This is a genomic window from Ruegeria sp. C2 (genome assembly GCF_056537765.1).
Genome location: NZ_JBQFRZ010000002.1, coordinates 354,094 through 374,482, shown reverse-complemented (window position 1 = coordinate 374,482; position 20,389 = coordinate 354,094). Strand labels below are relative to the sequence as shown.

At 61.0% G+C, this 20,389-nt stretch carries 21 protein-coding genes; 7 read left to right on the top strand and 14 right to left on the bottom strand.

Annotated elements, in window-relative coordinates; all coding sequences use genetic code 11:
- Positions 1-47: 47 nt before the first annotated feature.
- Positions 48-518: a transcription elongation factor GreA gene (gene greA / locus ACR0IV_RS11545; RefSeq protein WP_480470938.1), complete on the top strand. Its 471-nt coding sequence runs from the start codon at positions 48-50 to the stop codon at positions 516-518.
- Positions 519-534: 16 nt separating this feature from the next.
- Complete coding sequence (locus ACR0IV_RS11540) at positions 535-1,527, top strand: hypothetical protein (protein WP_480659243.1); 993 nt, start codon at positions 535-537, stop codon at positions 1,525-1,527.
- Between the two features lie 5 nt (positions 1,528-1,532).
- Here the strand turns inward: ACR0IV_RS11540 and ACR0IV_RS11535 are convergent, their stop codons facing one another.
- From ACR0IV_RS11535 to ACR0IV_RS11520, 4 genes are read right to left on the bottom strand one after another with little or no spacing between them, the layout of a single operon-like run.
- Positions 1,533-2,798 (bottom strand): molybdenum cofactor synthesis domain-containing protein, encoded by a 1,266-nt coding sequence (locus ACR0IV_RS11535; protein ID WP_480659242.1) that lies wholly within the window; start codon positions 2,796-2,798, stop codon positions 1,533-1,535.
- The gene (gene mobB / locus ACR0IV_RS11530) at positions 2,795-3,286 is read right to left on the bottom strand and encodes a molybdopterin-guanine dinucleotide biosynthesis protein B (RefSeq protein ID WP_480659241.1); all 492 of its coding nucleotides are present in this window, start codon (positions 3,284-3,286) and stop codon (positions 2,795-2,797) included. Before mobB ends, ACR0IV_RS11535 begins: the two co-directional genes overlap by 4 nt.
- The gene (mobA, locus tag ACR0IV_RS11525; protein WP_480659240.1) at positions 3,283-3,939 is read right to left on the bottom strand and encodes a molybdenum cofactor guanylyltransferase MobA; all 657 of its coding nucleotides are present in this window, start codon (positions 3,937-3,939) and stop codon (positions 3,283-3,285) included. Before mobA ends, mobB begins: the two co-directional genes overlap by 4 nt.
- Entirely contained in the window at positions 3,932-4,822 is an 891-nt protein-coding gene (locus tag ACR0IV_RS11520) for a formate dehydrogenase accessory sulfurtransferase FdhD (RefSeq protein ID WP_480659416.1), read from the bottom strand. Before ACR0IV_RS11520 ends, mobA begins: the two co-directional genes overlap by 8 nt.
- A gap of 49 nt (positions 4,823-4,871) precedes the next feature.
- Here ACR0IV_RS11520 and ACR0IV_RS11515 point away from each other — a divergent pair, with 49 nt between their 5' ends.
- Entirely contained in the window at positions 4,872-5,582 is a 711-nt protein-coding gene (locus ACR0IV_RS11515) for an AzlC family ABC transporter permease (protein WP_480470944.1), read from the top strand.
- Positions 5,579-5,911 (top strand): AzlD domain-containing protein, encoded by a 333-nt coding sequence (locus tag ACR0IV_RS11510; RefSeq protein WP_480470945.1) that lies wholly within the window; start codon positions 5,579-5,581, stop codon positions 5,909-5,911. Before ACR0IV_RS11515 ends, ACR0IV_RS11510 begins: the two co-directional genes overlap by 4 nt.
- On the opposite strand, the gene ACR0IV_RS11505 is transcribed toward ACR0IV_RS11510, so the two are convergent.
- The 7 genes from ACR0IV_RS11505 to ACR0IV_RS11475 form a co-directional block, all read right to left on the bottom strand.
- Positions 5,900-6,532: a hypothetical protein gene (locus ACR0IV_RS11505; RefSeq protein WP_480470946.1), complete on the bottom strand. Its 633-nt coding sequence runs from the start codon at positions 6,530-6,532 to the stop codon at positions 5,900-5,902. The genes ACR0IV_RS11510 and ACR0IV_RS11505 overlap by 12 nt on opposite strands.
- Positions 6,533-6,553: 21 nt before the next feature.
- A complete protein-coding gene (locus ACR0IV_RS11500) occupies positions 6,554-6,688 on the bottom strand; it encodes an aa3-type cytochrome c oxidase subunit IV (RefSeq protein ID WP_480470947.1) in 135 nt (44 codons plus the stop codon).
- Between the two features lie 68 nt (positions 6,689-6,756).
- A complete protein-coding gene (locus tag ACR0IV_RS11495) occupies positions 6,757-7,311 on the bottom strand; it encodes a hypothetical protein (RefSeq protein ID WP_480470948.1) in 555 nt (184 codons plus the stop codon).
- A complete protein-coding gene (locus ACR0IV_RS11490) occupies positions 7,298-9,136 on the bottom strand; it encodes a glycerophosphodiester phosphodiesterase family protein (RefSeq protein WP_480659239.1) in 1,839 nt (612 codons plus the stop codon). Before ACR0IV_RS11490 ends, ACR0IV_RS11495 begins: the two co-directional genes overlap by 14 nt.
- Positions 9,137-9,200: 64 nt before the next feature.
- Positions 9,201-9,653, bottom strand: coding sequence for a DUF6173 family protein (locus ACR0IV_RS11485; protein ID WP_480659237.1), 453 nt, complete (start codon positions 9,651-9,653; stop codon positions 9,201-9,203).
- A 4-nt stretch (positions 9,654-9,657) separates the two neighbouring features.
- The gene (locus tag ACR0IV_RS11480; RefSeq protein WP_480659236.1) at positions 9,658-10,704 is read right to left on the bottom strand and encodes an MBL fold metallo-hydrolase; all 1,047 of its coding nucleotides are present in this window, start codon (positions 10,702-10,704) and stop codon (positions 9,658-9,660) included.
- A complete protein-coding gene (locus ACR0IV_RS11475; protein ID WP_480659235.1) occupies positions 10,704-12,407 on the bottom strand; it encodes an acyl-CoA dehydrogenase family protein in 1,704 nt (567 codons plus the stop codon). The genes ACR0IV_RS11480 and ACR0IV_RS11475 overlap by 1 nt, the downstream gene beginning before the upstream one ends.
- A 132-nt stretch (positions 12,408-12,539) precedes the next feature.
- Between ACR0IV_RS11475 and ACR0IV_RS11470 the strand changes: the two genes are divergently transcribed.
- Positions 12,540-13,487 carry an L-threonylcarbamoyladenylate synthase gene (locus ACR0IV_RS11470; RefSeq protein ID WP_480659233.1) on the top strand — a complete coding sequence of 316 codons (948 nt, stop codon included), beginning with the start codon at positions 12,540-12,542 and terminating at the stop codon, positions 13,485-13,487.
- Here ACR0IV_RS11470 and ACR0IV_RS11465 read toward each other — a convergent pair.
- Positions 13,484-14,038 carry a YqgE/AlgH family protein gene (locus ACR0IV_RS11465; protein ID WP_480470954.1) on the bottom strand — a complete coding sequence of 185 codons (555 nt, stop codon included), beginning with the start codon at positions 14,036-14,038 and terminating at the stop codon, positions 13,484-13,486. The two genes, ACR0IV_RS11470 and ACR0IV_RS11465, sit on opposite strands and share 4 nt — an antisense overlap.
- A 148-nt stretch (positions 14,039-14,186) precedes the next feature.
- Here ACR0IV_RS11465 and ACR0IV_RS11460 point away from each other — a divergent pair, with 148 nt between their 5' ends.
- The gene (locus ACR0IV_RS11460) at positions 14,187-14,999 is read left to right on the top strand and encodes a protein-disulfide reductase DsbD domain-containing protein (RefSeq protein WP_480659231.1); all 813 of its coding nucleotides are present in this window, start codon (positions 14,187-14,189) and stop codon (positions 14,997-14,999) included.
- 4 nt (positions 15,000-15,003) lie between these two features.
- Positions 15,004-15,453 (top strand): NUDIX hydrolase, encoded by a 450-nt coding sequence (locus tag ACR0IV_RS11455; RefSeq protein WP_480659229.1) that lies wholly within the window; start codon positions 15,004-15,006, stop codon positions 15,451-15,453.
- Here the strand turns inward: ACR0IV_RS11455 and ACR0IV_RS11450 are convergent.
- Together ACR0IV_RS11450 and ACR0IV_RS11445 are read right to left on the bottom strand one after the other, a co-directional pair.
- A complete protein-coding gene (locus ACR0IV_RS11450) occupies positions 15,420-18,821 on the bottom strand; it encodes an efflux RND transporter permease subunit (RefSeq protein WP_480659228.1) in 3,402 nt (1,133 codons plus the stop codon). The genes ACR0IV_RS11455 and ACR0IV_RS11450 overlap by 34 nt on opposite strands.
- A gap of 5 nt (positions 18,822-18,826) precedes the next feature.
- Positions 18,827-20,284 (bottom strand): efflux RND transporter periplasmic adaptor subunit, encoded by a 1,458-nt coding sequence (locus ACR0IV_RS11445; RefSeq protein ID WP_480659226.1) that lies wholly within the window; start codon positions 20,282-20,284, stop codon positions 18,827-18,829.
- Positions 20,285-20,389 lie beyond the last annotated feature (105 nt).

The window sequence follows — 20,389 nt, the reverse complement described above, 5'->3', positions numbered from 1 at the left end:
ATCACCCTGCGGCGGGGCGTCACAATTTCTGCGTGGACGACAAGACTATGGAAAAAATCCCCATGACGCCTGCGGGCAATGCCGCGCTCGAGGCAGAGTTGAAGAACCTCAAATCGGTGGAGCGACCGGCGATCATCGAGGCAATTGCCTCGGCGCGCGAACTCGGCGACCTGAAAGAAAACGCCGAATACCATTCAGCCCGTGAAAAGCAGGGCTTTATCGAAGGCCGCATCAAAGAGCTTGAGGGCGTGCTGTCGCTGGTTGATGTGATCGATCCGACCAAGCTGTCCGGCGCGGTGAAGTTCGGGGCCAAGGTCACTTTGGTCGATGAAGACACCGACGAGGAAAAGACCTGGCAGATCGTGGGTGAATATGAGGCCAATATCGAAGCGGGCCTTCTGAATATCAAATCCCCCATCGCCCGCGCCCTGATTGGCAAGGATGAAGGCGACAGCGTCGAGGTCCGCACCCCCGGCGGTGTGCGCTCATACGAAATTCTGAGCATCGAATACGCCTGATCCGGAGCGTCACGTCATGTCCGACACCGACCCTGATCCGGAAGATAAGAAACCGACCTCTCTGGGCATCTACGATCGACCCGGTTCCCCTTCGGTGACCGGGATCGAAATCGCGGCAGGTGCGCTCAGCCTGTTGTGGCTGGTCGTGGCCGTGGTGTTTCTGGTGCTGCCCGGCGCTGGGCAGGGCGGATTTATCGTTACGGCTCTGGCCGTGTTCCTGCCGGTCGCGATGATCTGGGTCGCGGCGCTGGCGATGCGTGCCAGCCGGATCATGCGCGAGGAAAGCGCCCGGCTGCAGACTGCGATCGATGCCATCCGCAACAGCTATGTCACGCAGCAACAGCGCGCGGCCAGCACCTATGAGCCGACGGTGGGCAAAAAACTGGACGAAATTGCCGAGACCGCCAAGAAAACCGAAAGCGCATTGGCCACATTCTCGACCAACCGCGCCGAGCCGACGCGGCCCGGCAAGCGATCGTCCGAACCTGCCAATCAGACTTCGCTGGAGCTGGGCACATCGGCGGAAGAGATCACGCCGCCGCTGGCCCGGGATGTATTCATCCGTGCGTTGAACTTTCCGGAAACGCAGGATGATAAGGAAGGCTTCAACGCTTTGCGCGTTGCGCTGAAGGATCGCAAGGCGGCAAAGCTGGTGCAGGCCTCGCAAGACGTTCTGACCCTTCTCAGCCAGGAGGGGATCTATATGGACGACCTGCGTCCCGACATGGCCCGGCCTGAAGTCTGGAGACAGTTTGCGCATGGCGAGCGCGGGCGGTCGGTGGCCACGTTGGGAGGCATCCGCGATCGGTCCTCGCTGGCGCTGACGGCGGCGCGGATGAAGCAGGACCCGATCTTTCGCGATGCGGCCCATCACTTCCTGCGCCGATTCGATCACATGATCGCTGATTTCGAACCCGAGGCCAGCGACGCCGAACTGACCGCACTGGGTGAGACCCGAACGGCGCGGGCCTTCATGCTGGTTGGTCGCGTGGCGGGGACGTTTGACTAAGGCGTTTAGAGCCCGAAGCTACCATAGGGGTAAAACCGCACCGGATCACCCGGCTGAATATGGCGCGCGCCGTCTTCGATCTCGACCAGCCCCTCGGCCCAGCTGAGCCCGCTGATCCGGCCAGAGCCTTCGGACCGGAACACCTCGACCCGGCCCTCTCGAATGCGCGCGCGCAGGTATTCGCGGCGGCCCGGTTTCTTGCGTTTCTCGAATGCGGCGGGCACGTCAAAGCCCTGCGGTTCCTGCCATCCTGCACCAGCCATCAAACTTAGTGTCGGGCGGGCGAAGATCAGCGTGCAGACCAGCGCCGCCACGGGATTGCCGGGCAGACCGAATACCGGAGTTTCCTGCCACATACCCAGCGCCAAAGGCCGCCCCGGTTTCAACGCGATGCGCCATTCCTGCATCGCCCCCGCCTCACGCAGCAGGGCCGAGACATGGTCCTCATCCCCCGCCGAAGCCCCGCCGCTGGTCAGGATCACGTCAGCTTGCGTCGCTGCATCGTCCAGTCGCTGTTTCAGCGCGCCCCTGTCATCGGGCACACGCCCTAAGTCGACCGCATCGAAGCCCATACGCGCCATCAGAGACAGCAACATCGGGCGATTGGCATCGTAAATCTGCCCGTGCCCCACAGGGTCGCCCGGTTCGACCAGTTCATCGCCTGTGGACAGAATTCCCACGCGAAGGACCTTGCGGACCGGGACCTCATTAATGCCTACCGCCGACATCAGAGCCAGATCCGCTGGTGTGACATGCCGCCCCGCGGCCAACGCGACGTCGCCCTCGGCGACGTCTTCGCCCGCCTTTCGCGCATTGGCCCCCTGTTTCAGCGGGCCGTGAAAGGCAATGTGGCCGTCCTGAACCGTCACGTCCTCTTCCAGAATGACCGTCTCCACACCCTCTGGCAGAGCGGCCCCGGTCAGAACCCGGATTGCATGGCCCTGCGGCACCGTCCCTTCGAACGGGATGCCTGCAGCCGCCCGCCCCTTAATCAACGGCATAACGCAGGGGCCTTCGGGTATGGCCCCGGCAAAGCCATAGCCATCCACCGCCGTATTCGGCAGCGGGGGATTGGAGCGTTTGGCAATCACATCTTCTGCCAGAATGCGCCCAACGGTCTGCATCAGAGGCACGGTTTCTACCCCGGTCACCACCGTCAACCGGCCGCGCAACAGGGCCAAGGCGTCATCGACCGGTGTCCAGTTCACCCCGGCGGGTAGCGCAAAACAATCGTCGCGCAGGGGCGGAGGCGTGATATCCGGTTTGCTCATAACCCGACCTCTTTCAGTATGAAATCCGCGATGGCGGTGGTGTCGTTCAGATCGAAAACCACACGATCCGTGTCCAATGGAGTATCGCTCGCAATCGCCCGAATGGATGGGTCATCGGGGGCAATCAACGGGTTGTTTGCGACGGCGCGAAACGCCTCGACCTTGGGATGGGATTCGCGTTTGAAGCCTTCGATCAATACCAAATCGACGGGCGAGAGGCGGCCCAGCAGATCAGCCAAAGACGGCTCCGGCGCGCCGCGCAGTTCCTGCATCACTGCGATGCGCTGCCCCGAGGCCAGCAGCACCTCGGACGCGCCTGCTGTGCGGTGGCGACAACTGTCGGTGCCGGGTTGGTCGACATCGACGGAATGATGCGCGTGCTTCACGGTGGAAACGGTGAGACCACGACCGGTGATTTCAGCCACCAACCGCTCCATCAACCCGGTTTTGCCCGCGTTTTTCCAGCCGGTGACGCCATAAATCCTCATGCCTGCTCCAGCAGTGTTTCAGCGCGGGCAAGATCATCGGGGGTATTGACGTTGAAGAAGGGATCAAAGGGCTCGGCCGGAAACAGGGCCTCGCGCCCATCGTGCTGATCGGTCCACAGCACCACCTTGCGCAGCCCGTCCTTCAGCGCCGCCCGCAGATCATCGCGCAACGCGACGGGCCAGAGGCCGAAGGTCGGGTGCCGGTTCACGCGTTTGCCGCCGCCGGATTTCAAAGCTTCATCGCCGGTGCGCGGAGTTGTGGCAAGTACAAGGGGATGTTTCTGCCCATCAGAGGCCCGCACCAACTGTCTCACCAGATCACGCGGAAAGAACGGTGTATCCGCGGCAACCGTCACGATGGATTGCGCGCCTTGTTCAACGGCCCAATCGAGACCTGCGAGAACACCGGCCAGAGGTCCGGCGAACCCTTCAATCGAATCTGCGATCACGGGCAAGTCCAACTCGGAGAACCGAGAGGCGTCCCCGTTCGCGTTGAGCGACAGACCGTCCACCTGAGGCCGCAGCCTGTCTATCACGCGATCCAGCAGGCTAATTCCGCCGATCTGCAACAGCCCTTTATCGCCTCCTCCCATGCGGGTCGCGAGGCCACCAGCCAGAATAACGCCCAACGGCTTTTGCAGTTGTTCAGCCATTGGCACTCTTCCTGCGATGTTTCTTGTCCTCGACCGCCACAGTCGCTGGGTCCACGTCACGCATCAGACGATCCTCACCTGACAAACACACGAACCGCTGCCCGCGCATCCGACCGATCAGAGTCAGGCCGACCTCGCGCGCGATCTCGACGCCCCAGGCGGTGAAGCCGGAGCGCGAGGCCAGAACCGGGATGCCCATCATCGCCGTTTTGATCACCATTTCCGAGGTCAAACGACCGGTCGTATAAAGGATCTTGTCCGCGGCCCCCTCACCCTCGGACAGCATCCATCCCGCGATCTTGTCGACGGCGTTGTGGCGGCCCACATCTTCCATATAGACCAGCGGGCGGTTTTCACGGCATAGCACGGTGCCATGAATCGCCCCGGCCTCAAGGTACAGCGACGGGGTGCGGTTGATCTTGGCGGCCAGATCATACAGCCACGAGGTGCGCACCGAGACCTGTGGCAGACGCACGTCCTCAAGCCCCTCCATCATGTCACCAAAGACCGTGCCCACGGCACATCCGCTCGTGCGGGTTTTTTTCTTCAGCTTGTCCTCATACGAGGTTTCACGCGCGGTGCGCACAACCACAGTTTCCAGATCGTCGTCATAGTCGACCTGAGTGATCTCATCATCCGCAAGCAGCATGCCCTGATTGCGCAGGAACCCCAGCGCAAGATATTCGGGATAGTCGCCAATGGTCATCGCCGTCACGATTTCCTGCGAGTTTAGAAAGATCGTCAGCGGGCGTTCCTCGACCACCGAGATCTGGCTGACCTCACCATTCTGATCCACGCCTTCCACGGCACGGGTCAGGCGGGCCGATCCCGGATCGGGCGCGATGAGATAGTCTGACAGGTCCAATTCCGTGGCCAATTGCAACCCCTTCCCAAGACGGCTACTGCTGCTCGCAACACCATAGGATTTAGCCATGACCTCTGCCACATCCAAGTCATACTTCTGGAAAGGTTTTCGCGACGGAACGCCGTTTGTCTTTGTCGCGATGCCCTTTGGTCTGTTGTTCGGCGTTTTCGCGACCGAGGCGGGGTTTAATGTCGTTCAAACACTGGCCTTTTCCGCCACCGTCTTTGCCGGGGCGGCGCAATTCACGGCGCTGCAATTGCTGCAGGACAATACCCCCACAATGATCGTCCTGATCTCAGCGCTGGCTGTGAACCTGCGGGTCGCGATGTATTCGGCCTCGCTGACGCCTTACTTGGGCGCGGCACCATTGTGGCAGCGCGCCTGTGCAGCCTATCTGATTGTCGATCAATCCTATGCCTGCTCGATGGTCCGGTTTGAAAAAGAACCTGATATGTCTGTGCCCCAACGCATGATCTATTTCGTCGGTTCGGTCACACCGATCACACCACTTTGGATTCTGGGCACCTATCTGGGGGCGGTGCTGGGCACGCAGATCCCGGAAAGCTGGGCCCTGGACTTTGCCTTGCCGATCACGTTTCTGGCCATGATCGGGCCGATGATGCGCACCTTTGCGCATGTGGTTGCCGCACTTGTTGCGATTGTGGTTGCTCTGCTCACCGTCGCAGTGCCGTTTAACCTTGGCCTTCTGATCGCAGGTGCCGCCGGGATGATTGCCGGCGCGCAAGCCGAACTGATGCTGGAGCGGAGCAAGCCATGACCCAGATCGACAACGTGACTATCTGGATCATCATCATCGGTCTGGCAGTTGGAAGCTATCTTCTGCGATTCACCTTCATCGGGTTAGTCGGAGATCGCCCGATGCCGCCCTGGCTGCTGCGCCACCTGCGTTACACCGCCGTTGCGATTATCCCTGCCCTGATCGCGCCGCTTGTGGTCTGGCCATCGGCAACCGACGGGCAACCGGACTTGCCGCGCATGGCCGCAGCCGCAGTGGCGCTGACAGTCGGGTACGTTACCAAGAATGTGCTGGCGGCGATCTTTACCGGCGCAGCCACGCTCTATGGTCTGCTTTATCTAGTTGGTTGAGGTCGCTTCGAGCTGATTGAGCCGCGCGTTGTTTTCTGCCAGCCCCTGCTGCAGATCAGCCGAGTCACTCTCACGATACTCGGTGGTGACAACCCCCGGGACCTGCCCGAATTGGTCCGACAGTTTCACCGGATAGAAGGTCGTGCTGATCTGCTCGAATCCCGGTACCTGCTGCAACAGCTGCGAGGTTGAGTTCGCGCAGAACGCCCCTGCCACTGGCCCCATCTGTTTGGCCAGTTGCAGCGCAATCTCGGCTTGTTGCGGGGTCACTTCGATGGTCTGGATGCGGGCATAATGGGTTTCGCGCGCATGGCTGCTGCGATAGGCCCGTTCGACATTCGGGGTGATGCCATAAAGCACATCGTTCTTGATCGGAACCACATCCGCCCGGAAGGACCCGGCAGGATCGAAGATCACGCGTTCGCTGCCGCTGATCATCAACGATGTATGCGCGCCTGACCCGGTGCGCGTGCTGATCATGGTATAGAGCGTCAACGTCGATGGCCCCGGATCACGATAGGATCGGGCCACAATCTCAGACGAATCTGCCTGCGGGCGCTGCGAACCGGCGCAACCCGCGACGGTCACCGCCAACAGGCAGGCTATCAGAAACCTGAACACGGAACGCGCCTCGGGGACCGATTAGGACGCAAAAACCGCCAGGAAAATGCAAAGGAAGACAATCGCCACCACGCACCAGGTGGTGAATTTGACGAAACCATCGAAGGTTTTGGTCTGAACGGTGATGTCCATCTCGCCGTGCTTGTGATCAGCCATGTTCGTAAGAATCCCAATTCGCGTGTTTGAGATGTTGGATAATGCAAAATTCAGGGCCTGTCACGACGTCAATCGCGCGCAGTTGAACCAAAGATCGTGCAGCCCGGATAACCGAACCCCCAGCGCCAGGGCAACCCACTGCAGGGACCGCCCCCAAAACGCACCGCCAGGAACATCGCCTCGGAGGTGATGGAATGGACGGATTTGATCTGCTCCGGTGTCATGTCGTAGCGTTCGGCATAGTCCTTGGCATGGGTCACACCGTGGGCTTTGACGCAGGCACGCAGGGCGTCATCAGCCGCGAGGCGGGCGTCAAAGCTGGCCTCGGCCTGTGATGCGCCGCCTGCGTTGTGATAGGCGCGGTCATGGGTGACACAGCAATATTCCCAGGGCGGATGCTCTTCATAGAGCAGGCTGAACTTGGGGAAAGTCTCGGCGACCAGACGCCAGCTTGATGATAACCCGCCCGAACAGCCATCGGTTTCGAACGGGATCAGTTCGGCCCCTTCGATGGAGCTCATCAACACCCGGTGCGCTGGCATTTCCACGTTGCGCATCAGGTCCTGTCCGGCAGCGGGCAGCGCGCAGCAGGCCAGAAAGGTGGCAAGCTTAAGGGCTTTCATCGCGCATCTCGGCAGTGTCAACCGACAGACCAAAGGTGGTCGCCAGCCACAGCATGAGCCGTTCACCCAGTCCCATCTCGGACCGAACACGCAGCACTTCGCGGGCTATCGCCGGACGGTCGGTAATCAGCCCGTCGACCCCCATTGAAGCCATGGCCGACATTTGCAGCGGATCATTCACCGTCCACACATAGATATCTTTGCCCGCCTCGTGGACCGAGCGGATGAGGCCTGGCGAAACAGTTGCCGCGTTCACGGCCACGAAATCGCCCTCCAGCCCCGACAAGTCGCCAATCGCTGTTGCCGCCAGAACCCCCGCCCGCCAATCGGGGCGCAGCGCTTTCATCTTCTGCACTGCCGGGTATTTCAGCGACATGGTGGCGATGTCGTCCTGCATCCCTAGCTCTTCGACAATCGCAGCAACGCGATTTTCCAGATCAACGTCGTGACCATAGTATTTCAACTCGATGATGACCTTGGATTTGCCTTTAGCAGCTTCCAGAACATCACGCAGCGTGGGTGTACGTTCCGAGGCGTATTCAGGGCCGAACCAACTGCCGATATCGATCTCGGCCACATCCTCCATGGTCGCGTCCCACACCTTGAGCGGCACGCCCGCCAATTTCATGAAATCGCTGTCATGGGCGATGATGACCACATCGTCTGCGGTTTCCTGCACGTCGATCTCAACCCAGTCGGCGCCATCCTCAATCGCCTTCAGAACCGACGCCATCGTGTTCTCGGGTCGCAACGCCGCCGCGCCCCGATGGCCAATGACATCCGCATGATCCGGAGCCTGCACCCGTTCCAGCAGTTCCTGCCCGAACCAGAGCCCGATGAGCAGAGCGACGACCGCGCCCCCGACCACGGCATATAGCGGCGCAAGCAGATTACCAGGTTCGGGATGGGGCACTTCTTTGCCCTTTGCATCAAAAAACCCATCCAACAGAACCGCCAGCGCCCCCAGCGCGATTGCAGCCAGCACCAACCCGGCCAGCGACCAGAGTCCGGCAACGATCAGGCTGAGGATCAGGGCGAGGCGCAGGTTCGTACCCTCTTGCAGCGGCACCAGATCGAAGAAGAACCCGGCAACGATTGCGATCAGCGATGCGAAGACGATGCGCAGGACCAGCCACAGGGCAAGTTCGATCTTGAGGCGGCCACGGCGCCCTTCCATCTGCTCGGCGCTGCGATCAAAGGCCTGCGCTGGCGTGCAACTTTCGAACAGCACCAGATGCAGCGCCAAGGCCCAGGCCGAAAGCTTGCGGATCAAAACCCACGCCAGACAGAGAACCACGAAACCGATCAGGACCACCGCGACCCAGAATGAAGGTGGGTGGAATGTGAGGTAATAATTGATGTCGTATTCCGTCAGCGTCCACCACGCTATTGCTCCGGCCACAAGCACGAAGGGCAGTGCCAGAAGCAAAACGCGCAGGATGAAACGCGCCGCAAAGCCGAACAGCGCAGGCAGGCGGGTCAAGATCAAACGGATGGAGGCACTGCCTGCCCGCCACGGATCGCTCTCACCCATCCGCAATGAACCGGCCATGACCGAGAACACAAAGACTTCGGCCAGCAGAAACAGGCTGAGCACCGCAACTGCTGCGATGAAGCCCGCAGGCGACAGCAGGAACATGGCGATGTCCTGATCGGTCAGCGCCGATTGATTCGACAGGGAGACGGCCAAATTGACCGCGATGGCCACCCCCGGCGCGATCAAAGCCACCAGCAGCAACCGCACCGCCAGATAGATCGGCACAAAGACGCGCCGCCGCGCCCATGCGCCGCGATAGGCGGTTGTAACGGCTGAGAAATTGGTCACGCAGCACCCTCCTGAATGATGATCTCATTCAAGGCTGCGAAAGCATGAATTGCAAGAGTGTGCGTTAGCTGTCTTCCAGATCAGCCGCCAGTCGGAACCCGATGCGATTGGCCGGTTTGTCCTCGACCGTTTTGGGCAGAGCGCGCAGCATCACGTTCAATTGGCTGACATGCTGGACCAGCTGGGTCTTCGCCCCACCGCCATCCGAGCCATAGAAGGTGATCACATCGGGATCAAAATAACCCATGCCTTCAATCCGCATCACACCGGCATCGCCGCCGGTGAAACCCATGGCGACCTCTTGATCGCCATCCAGCGTTTTCTCGAAGTTCTGGATATACATGATCAGCCGCTCATAGGCCCATTGCGCCGGGCTTTTGGTTTCGACCGGCGCTTGCAAAGTTTTGGGCAGATCCTTGTTGCCCGAGGCCGCCTCGGGGTTGGCATGCACCTCGTAGCATCGTGGTAAAGCTGCGGATTCCGCCGCTTCGGCCGAGGTTTCGATCTGGTCCTGCATCGCTCTACCCTTTGCGCTGATACTCCCACGCCCCGTCCGCGCGGCGCGTCCGGGTGACCGCTCCAATGTGGTAGAGATGGTTCACATGTGCAACCGCTTCGACCAGCGCGAGGCCGTATTCACCGCCCTTGATCTGGCGCTTGAACAGCGGGGGAAAGCACTCGGCGGCGGTTTTGGGGTGGTCGAGGTCGTTTAGCAAACGTTCCAATGCGCCGTGGTGATTGTCGATCAACTGACGCATCCGAATGGGCAACCCGGTGAACGGTAGTTTGTGTCCGCCCAACACCAGTTGATCGGGCCGGGCCAAAGGTTGAAGGCGTTCGCAGGCCTCCAGCCAGTCGGCGACGGGATCAGCCATTGGCTCGGTGGCATAGACGCCCAGATTGGAACTGATCGAGCTGAGTATCTGATCTCCGGTCAGCACCAGATTGTCGTCGCGGCTCCAGAACGTGCAGTGTTCGGGCGCGTGGCCATTGCCCATATGCACGTCCCAATCTCGCCCGCCCATGCGGATCACATCGCCCTGTTTGATCCGAGTAAAGCCCAGCGGCATAGGGTAGACGGTGTCGGCAAAGTTGAAAGGCCGCTCGGCCATCCGACCCGCTAACACATCCGCGTCCATTCCGGCGCTGCGATAGTAATCGAGCGTTTCCTTCGGCCAGTTCTCCTGCACGTCCAGCGTCAGCATTCGGGCGAACAGCCAGGCGGTGCGGCTGGTAACCAGTTCGGCGCTATGTTCGGACTGGAACCAACCTGCGTTGCCCACATGGTCGGGGTGGTGATGGGTGACCACAACCCTGTGGACAGGCTTACCGGCCAGAGGCCCTGCCATCAGGTTCTGCCAGATGGCACGCGTTTTCTTCGAAGAAAGCCCGGTATCGACGATTGTCCAACCGTCACCATCATCCAGCGCGTAGACATTCACATGATCCAGCGCCATAGGCAGAGGCAGCCTGATCCACAAAACCCCCTCGGCAACCTCGACCCATTCGCCGGGAGCAGGTGGTTCCTCCCACGGGTATCGCATTACTTGTGGAGCCTCGCCATCCATCAGACCGCCAACTCCTCTGCGCTGAGTGCGTATAGGTCATCAGCCCCGTTCTGCGCCTGTGCCAGAAGGCCGGTATGCTCGGGTAGCAACGCGTTGATGTAGAACCTTGCCAGTTTGGCGCGCGGTCCATCGGGATCGGCAAGTGCCGCAGACAAGTGGTAATGCCCACCCAACACCCGTGCGAAAGCCTTGAGATAGGCCGCCGCCCCGGCAAAGCGGTTGTTCATGTCTGATTGCGCGACGATCCACTCGGTGGCTTCACGCAGTGACTCAGTGGCCTCCCACACCGGACCGGCGAGTTCCGGCATCGTCGCGCGGGCTTTTTCGGCCTGATCCTCGATCTCATCCAGAAGGTTCGAGGCCGCCTCACCCCCGTCCATCATCTTGCGCGCGACAAGATCCATGGCCTGAATGCCATTAGTGCCTTCATAGATCGCGGTCACGCGGACATCGCGGTAATACTGCGCGGCTCCGGTTTCTTCGATGAAACCCATACCGCCATGCACCTGCACACCGGTCTCGGATACACGCATACCGGTCTCGGTGCCGAACGCCTTGCAGATCGGTGTCAGCAGCGCGGCCCGCGCGGCCCAATCTGCGTCGCCCGTGGCCTGAGCCATGTCGATGGCGGCGGCATTAGCCAACATGATCGCCCGCGCCGCAAATACATCTGCGCGCATGCTCATCAGCATCCGCCGCACATCCGCGTGGTCGATGATCGTGCCCGAGGGTGTCTTGCCTTGCTTGCGCTCTAACGCATATTCCAGCGCGTGCTGATAGGCTCCTTCGGCGGCCCCCACGCCTTGCCCGCCAACGCCCAGACGTGCATTGTTCATCATAGTGAACATCGCGGCCATCCCGCCATGTTCCTTGCCGACCAGCCAACCCTTGGCTCCGTCATACTGCATGACGCAGGTGGGAGAGCCGTGCAGACCCATCTTGTGTTCCAGCGAGACCACCTTCAGGTCATTGGCCACGCCGCGATTGCCGTTCTCATCAGGGATGTACTTGGGCACCAGAAACAGCGAAATTCCCTTGGTCCCCGGCACGCCGTCCGGCAGACGCGCCAGAACCAGATGGCAGACATTCTCGGTAAAGTCGTTATCGCCCCATGAGATGTAAATCTTCTGGCCGGTCACCGAATAGGTGCCGTCACCGTTATCCTCGGCCTTCGAGGTCAGCGCGCCGACATCCGATCCGGCCTGCGGTTCGGTCAGGTTCATGGTACCTGACCATTCGCCCGCCATCATCTTGGGCAGATAGAGCGCTTTCAACGCGTCGCTTGCGTGATGCTCCAACGCTTCGATCTGGCCCTGGGTCATCAACGGAGCCAGCTGCAGCGACAGGCAGGCGGCGCTCATCATCTCATTCACGGCGGTGGTCATGGTCATGGGCAGGCCCATGCCGCCATATTCGGGGTCACCGCTCATCCCGATCCAACCGCCTTCGGCGATTGCTTTCCACCCTTCCGCGTAGCCCGGAGAGGTGCGCAATACACCGTTCTCCAACCGGGCGGGTTCCAGATCACCGGGGCGTTGAAGCGGTGCCATGATCTCTTCGCACATCTTCCCCGCTTCGGTCAGGATGGCGCTGACCACGTCCTCGCTGGCTTCCGAGAATTTCTCGGTCGCGGCGATCTGGTCAAATCCGATCACATTGCGGAACAGGAATTCATAGTCTGAGATCGGGGCGCGATAGGGCATTGTTTCCCTCTGAGTCTGGCAAGTTGTCAGCGTGGGGTTGGAATCCCGGCCCCACGCCGGTATTCATCTGGGCTGGCACGATTACCTACCGTTACCTGAACTGCAAGCAACTAAAACGCGGCGTCACGATCCATGACCCTTCTCGGTACTCAAGACTTATCCGCAGACGCGGATGGCATCGCTCAGGCCGCCGACCTGTTGCGGCAGGGGCTACTGGTCGCCTTCCCGACCGAGACTGTCTATGGCCTCGGAGGTGATGCACGAAACGGAGAGGCAGTGGCCGCGATCTATGAGGCCAAGGGACGGCCCAGCTTTAACCCGCTGATCGCCCATGTCGCCTCGACCGAGACTGCGAAACGGTTCGTTGAATGGACCGATCAGGCCGAGCAATTGGCGCAGGCCTTCTGGCCCGGTCCGCTGACACTGGTTCTACCTTTGCGCGCCGACCACGGGATATCATCGCTTGTCACCGCCGGATTGGATACTTTGGCCGTCCGTGTGCCCGCACATCCGACTGCGCGGGCATTGCTGGCGGCGTTCGATGGCCCGGTGGCAGCCCCTTCGGCCAATCCTTCGGGTCAGATCAGTCCGACCACGGCGGCGCATGTCCGGGCAGGGCTAGAGGGGCGCATTGCGGCGATTCTGGATGATGGGCCATGTGGTGTCGGGCTTGAGTCCACCATTGTCGGTCTGGCCGGTGCCCCGGCTTTGCTGCGCCCGGGTGGGGTTGCTTTGGAACAGATTGAAGACGTTCTGCAGACGGAATTGCATCACCATCAAGCGGGCGATCTTCTGACCGCTCCGGGGCAGTTGCAATCGCACTACGCACCAGATGCGCTGGTCCGCCTGAACGCCGGGTCGCGCCAAGGGGATGAAGTTCTGTTGGGTTTTGGCCCGGTCGATTGCGATCTGAACCTATCTAAAAACAGCAGCCTGCCCGAGGCCGCCGCCAATCTATTCGCCGCGCTGCACGCGCTGAACGAAACCGGCAAACCGATTGCAGTATCTCCAATACCGGACCATGGGTTGGGCGCAGCCATCAACGACCGCCTGCGCCGCGCGGCGGCTCCGCGCGACTAGGCGCGGCCCGCGCTGGCTGACAGGGACAAAGGATCAACCCCGAGCGTGGCCAAAGCGGCCTCCCATTTCTCGTCATCCGGCACATCGAAGACCAGTTTCGAGGTCGCATCGGTGGTCAACCAGCCATTCATCGCGATTTCGTCCTCAAGCTGATCGGGTCCCCAGCCGGAATAGCCCAGCGTCAGCATCGAATTCAGTGGCCCCTTGCCCGAGGCCAGATCCTCGAGCACATCCAGCGTGGCCGTCATGCTGAAATCTTCGGAAATCTGCATCGAATGCAGATTGGCCTCGTAATCCGAGCTGTGCAGCACAAAACCACGCGACATCTCGACCGGGCCGCCGAACTGGACCAGACGTTCCCCCACCACCGGAATACGGCAGGGGATGTTGAGCTGTTCCAGCAGGGTCTTGATTCGCAGATCCGAGGGCTTGTTCACGATCAAGCCCATCGCGCCGTCTTCGCCATGGCTGCAGATATACACGACCGAATGCTCGAATCGTGGATCGCCCATGCCGGGCATCGCAATCAACAGTTTTCCCGTAAGGTCCATCAGCAGACATCTCTTGCGCCATAGGATGATCCTAGAATGACCCCGCGGAAGCCGGAATGGCAAGGGATCAGCCCGGATTTCCGTGCATTTCAGCGAAGTGACCGGAACGTGACTTGGAATTCACGCCCGAAATGCGCATGTTCTGCATATGAAAACGCTTTGGAAACCCACTGCAGCCGCGCTGGCCGCCACCCTTTGCATCGGCTCCCCTGCCCTCACGCAAGGGCTCGACAATCTGGTGCAGCTTGAGGTGCTGGACGGTGGCAAGACCTCTGAGGGCACCTATCAGGGGGCTTTGCGCCTGACGCTCAAGGATGGGTGGAAGACCTATTGGCGTGCGCCGGGCGATGCAGGTATTCCGCCGCAGTTTGACTGGAACGGATCCGGCAATGTCGCGGATGTCGCAATCACTTGGCCCGCGCCGCATGTGTTTGACCAGAACGGCCTGCGCTCGGTCGGGTATGAGGATCAGCTGGTGCTGCCGGTCGAAATCACGCCTCGAAACCCGGCTAAACCTGTGCGTTTGCGTGGTGAGATGGATCTGGGCGTTTGCAAGGATGTCTGTGTGCCCGGTCGACTGGATTTCGATCACACACTGGATGCCGAGGCCGGGCGTAATCCGGCCATCGCTGCTGCCCTCGCCCAGCGCCCGTTTTCCGAGCGTGAGGCCGGCGTGGCAGGAGCAACCTGCCATCTGACTCCAACTGCGGACGGGATGCAGATCGAAGCGCATATCACCATGCCCTCAGCGGGCGGGGCCGAATTTGCGGTCATCGAGCCGGGCAATCCGGCGCTTTGGGCATCGCAACCCGAGACACGCCGCCAAGGCAATACTCTGATCGCAAGCTCAGAGGTCATCAGTGCCTCGGGCGGGCCATTTGCATTGGATCGGTCTGAGGTGCGCATCACCGTTCTTGGCGCGAACCATGCCGTGGACATACAAGGGTGCAGCGCAGGCTGACCGGATGAGCCAAACCCCAAAGATCGGTGCTTTGGCGGTCGTGCTACACGACAATCAAGTGCTGTTGGTGCAGCGTAACAAGCAACCCGATGCGGGTCTTTGGGGATTTCCCGGCGGCCATGTGGAATGGGGTGAAACCGTTCTGGACGCCGCCGCCCGTGAATTGCGGGAAGAAACCGGCGTTATCGCCGAGCCTCTGGCCTATCTCGACATTCTCGACCTGCTGTTGCGCGATAGCGATGGGCAGGTGCGGGCGCATTACCTGCTGGTCGGTGTAGCGTGCCGCTATGTGTCGGGCACGCCGGTCGCAGCGGATGACGCTCGGGATGCGCGGTGGTTTCCAGTCGAAATGATTATGACCGGGGACCTTCCGATGAGCGACCGGGTGCCCGACCTGCTGAAACTTGCCTTAGCAACCGATCAGGCGACGGACCGCTCAGACAGACGCGCGTAGAGTACGCTGGACAGCACCACACCCAACAGCAGGATCAGCACCGCTCCGACCGCGAAGACGCCAAAACCCATCTGCAAAACGCTTGGGCCTTCAGCAGCTGGATAGAATCCAGAAAGCAACGCCAAAGGCGCGCCTGTCACCGCGGGCCAGATCATCGAGGCGCCCAGCCAGACCGCCAATGCAACGCCTGTTGTGCGCACAGCGATACGCACCACCCGATCCGGCGCGCGCAAGGCACGTCGCATCGAGGTCATGGGCCGCGAAACGTCGTTTAGGATGGCCAGCAACGCAGGCACCAGCAACAGTATCAGCACCATGCCAAAGCCCAGCCCGTAGACCAGAGTGATTACCGTCGGTTTCAGGAACTGCGCCTGCTGTGAGCTTTCGTACATCAACGGCGTCAGACCCAGCACTGTGGTCAGGGTGGTCAGCATCACGGGCCGCAATCGGTCAGCCGTGCCTTCGACAATCGACGGCACAAGCCCGCGTTCCTGTTGATATCCGTCAATCGTGGTCACCAACACGATCGAGTCATTGATGATGATTCCGGTCATGCCCAACAGTCCAACGACGGTGAACATGCTCAGCGGCACGCCCCACAGGTAATGCCCCCAGATCGCACCCACGAGGCCAAAGGGGATAATCGCCATCACCACGAGAGGTCGCGTCCAGCTGGCAAAGACCCAGGCCAGCACCAGATAAATCCCGGTCAGACACAGGATCAGCCCGGTCCGCGCCTCGGACAGGAACTCGTCCTCCTGCTCACTCAGACCAGCCATGCGCCATTCGACCTGACGTTCGGCGGCAATGTTGGGCAGAATCTCTTCGCGCATGGCGCGGGCAATCTCGGCGGCCTGCGCCGGATCATCCTCGGAAATATCGCCGTTCACCGAGATCACACGCAGGCCGTTTTCACGCCGGACGGTCGAGAACCCCGATTTCCGTTCGACTGATACGATATCGGCCAGCGGCACATAGACCCCATCAGGCGTCCGCATCAGCGTGCGTTCAAGGAAGTCAGCGGTCAACTCGCCTTCTGGCAGTTCCACCCGGATTTCGGCGCTGCGTGGACCGTCGGGGAAGGTGGCCGCCTCGATCCCGTTCAGACGGTTTCGCAGCACCCGGCCCAGCGTCTCAATACGGAAGCCCAGCGCCTGACCTTGCGCGGTCAGATCCAGAATGAACTCTTCCTTGTCATAGGCCAGATTATCCTCGAGCGCCGAGACCTCAGGGTATTTCGACAATGCCGCCTGCAGGTCCTCGGACGCGGACTTCAGCGTGTTTACATCCGCCCCAAAGAACTCCACATCGATCGCGTCACCGCCCGGCCCCGAACGCCAGCCACGGAAGCTGAGCAATTCGACCTTCGGGTGGCGCGGCACGAAATCCTGCAGCTCGCCCACAAATTCGAAGCTGGAATAGGGGCGCAGATCGGCGTCGATCAATTCGATCGAGATACCGCCCAGCAGATCACCATCCTTGCCGTCTGCCGCGCGCAGGCCATACCCGGCAGAGCCGCCGACCTCGGCCAGAACATATTCGATTGGGTTACGACCATGGCGCTCTTCGTAGATCTGGCCCAGCTCTTCGGTGGCCTGCTGCACCATGCGCATCATTTCCAGCGTGTCGGCGCGGGTGGCACCTTCGACCATGATGAAATTACCGGTGACTGAGCCGCGTTCCGGCGCGTTGAAGAACCGCCAGTTCACGTCGCCCCGGATGAACAGCGCGATCTGGCTGGCCAATATGACAACCATCAACGCGACCACCACATAGCGCGCCCAGACCACCCAGGCGACCAGTGGACGAAACAGATGATCGCGCACCCAGCGGAACCCCTTGTTCACGACGCGGTTTGGCCAGTCATACCAATGTTCCTTGGCCGAATGTGTGATGGCGTGCGCCATATGGTTCGGCAGAATCAGAAAGCATTCGATCAACGAAGCAATCAGGACAGCAATGACCGTGAAGGGGATATCGCGGATCAGTTCTCCGAACCGGCCACCGATTGCGGTCAGGCCGAAAAAGGCGATGACTGTTGTGATGGTTGCCGCAAACACCGGCATCGCCATGCGCCGGGCGGCGCGTTCGGCGGCGATCATTGGGGCCTCACCCAGACGGCGGGCGCGGAAATCGGCGTGCTCCCCCACGACAATGGCGTCATCGACGACGATGCCCAGCGTGATGATCAGACCAAACAGCGACACCATGTTCAGCGACAACCCTCCCAGATACATCAGCGCAATCGCCGCCGACATCGCCACCGGAATACCTGCGGCCACCCAAAAGGCGATGCGGGCGTTGAGGAACAGGAAGAGCAGGCAGACCACCAGCCCGAGGCCCACCAGCCCATTGTCCACCAGAATATCCAGACGGTCGGTGATTGCCTGCGCGCGCGTGCGGATCAACTCGACCGTGATGCCTTCGGGCAGGCTGGCCTGCATTTCGGCCACCACATCCTCGACCGAGCGCTGAATACCGATGGCATCACCCAGATTCGAGCGGTCAACGCGGATCGACATGGCCGGATTGTCGCCCACGAAATAGCTGCGATTGCGCGTGACGCCCTCGACCCGGATCTGCGCCACATCGCCAACAACCAGCTTTGAGCCATCGGCAAAGTTACGCAGAGCGATACCTTCAATCTCTTCCGGGGTACGCTTCTCGATGCCAGTCCGGATGCGCGCATTGGCGCCCGTGACATCACCAGCAGGGTTTGCCGTGACCTCGGCGGCAATCGCCTCGGCGACCTCCGAGAGCGATATATCATTTGCAATCAGCTGCGCAGTGGGCACCTCGACCACAACACGCGGAGCGGCCAGACCCCGGATCGTGGTGCGCGTAACGCCGACGGCAAACAGGCGGCTGATCAGCTCATCAGTGAACTTGGCCAGCTGCTCGGCCTCGATAGGGCCAGTGATGACCACATCCGTCACGCGATCCCGCCACGCCCCGCGCCGGATCGTCGGCTCTTCGGCGTCTTCGGGCAAGTTGGTCACACTGTCGACGGCAGTCCGCACCTCCTCAACCGCGCGGGACATGTCCCAGTTCGGCTCAAACTCCAGCCGGACCCGTGCCGAACCTTCACGTGAGGTGGACTCGGTACTCGCAACGCCTTCAACAGCCAGCAGCGCTGGTTCCAGCAATTGGATGATGCCATTATCGACATCTTCCGGACCTGCGCCCTCCCACTCGACATCCACATCGACGCGTTCAAGAATAACGTCGGGAAAGAACTGTGCCCGCATGTTGGGGATCGCTGCGATACCCAGCACCAGCATGACCAGCAGCAGCAGATTGGCCGCTGTCCTGTGCCGGGTGAAATAACTCAGGATACCGCCCGCCGCGTTGGGAATGTCGCGGATCATAGCGCCTAGCCCCCGGCCCGATTGTCATCAAGACGGCGCACGAGGGTGGCGGGCACCTTAGCCTCACTCAGCTGACCCAGCATCTGCGCTTTGTCTTCCTGTGACATCGCATCGCTGGCTTCGACCTGCGCGACAAGCTGGGCGCGCTTTTCATCCGAAAGCTCAACCATGCGCGGGTCAGCTTCGGCGCTCGCCTCAATCCGCAGGGGCCGCACCCGCACGCCCGAGCCCAGCAATGGGGTCCGGCCAATCACCACTTCCCGACCTTCCAGACCGACGCCACGCAGCAACACTTCATCGCCCTGACGGCGGATCAATTGTACGGCCAGAGGCTCCAGCCGGTCATCCGGGCCAAGCACCAGCACATTGCCCGCAGCATCCAGAACGGAGGATGGCAGACGTACGACATTGTCGAGCGGCTGTTCCTCGATCGAAACGGTGACGAAATCCCCCGGCTTGAAGCCGGGCGCATCGTCGAGGCGGGCGTATATCAACCGCCCCGTCTGCCCTTCACCCGCGGCACCGCTGTCCCGGCTGATCCGGCCTCTGGCGGTCAGATCGGTGCCAGTGACCTCAAGCGAAACTGTGACCGGAGCGGAGATCAGGTCACCCTGCGCATCAAGCAGGCGCACGAACTGGGCAGTTGAGACACGGAAAGCGACCTCAAGCGCGTTGGGGTCCACCAGTTCAGCCAGTTTTTCGTTGGCCGCTACCAGACGCCCTTCGACCAGCGTGACTTCGGTCAGCGTCCCATCGAATCCGGCATGGATCGACATATCCTCCAAATCGCGTTCGGCCCCTTCCAGAGCAATGCGGGCGCGGGCGAAAAGAGTGGTCGCCTGATCCACCCGGGATTCGGCTTGCGCCAATGCAATCCGGCGCGCCAGAACCGCCTGATGGGCAGATGTTGCGGCCAGTTCCGCCTCTTCAACGCTGGCAGCTGCGCCGACGCCGCGAGTCTGCAGGTCCTGTTGACGCTGCAGCGCCCGGTCGCGCAGTTCGGCCTGCGCTTCGGCTGATTTCAACTCGTCCTGCGCCAGCAGCAGAGAGCGTTCGGCATCCCGCTCTTCAAACTGGGCATCCAGAAGATCGGATTTGGCGCGGTCTAGTGCCGATTGCATATCGGCCGGGTCAAGCTCGACCAACAACTCACCGGCGGTCACGGTGCCGCCATCTTCGAAATCTTCGGCCAGCGACACAACGCGCCCGCCCAATGCCGCCCGCAGCTCCAACCGGCGGCGGCTTTGAATCTGTCCGAATGCTTCCAGATAAGGGGTGACGGTTTCCGGCTCGGCAGTGCGGACACTCACGGCGAAGATACGTTCCCGCGCCTCAGGGGCCTGCTTGTCCTTGGTTAGCACATCCTGCACCGCGCCCGAGATCATCTGCGCGGCAACAATCAACAGGCCCAGCGTCAGAAACGCCAGGAACACCCCAACAAGGCTTTGCCGCAGAAATCGCATCGGTCACTTACCTCGGGTCGCACATGCTGCCTTCCGCAAAGGTAGCCGGGTCGTAAAAAATGCCAAGCCACAAAGCGGTTATGATGCGTTGAACGCAGAACCAGT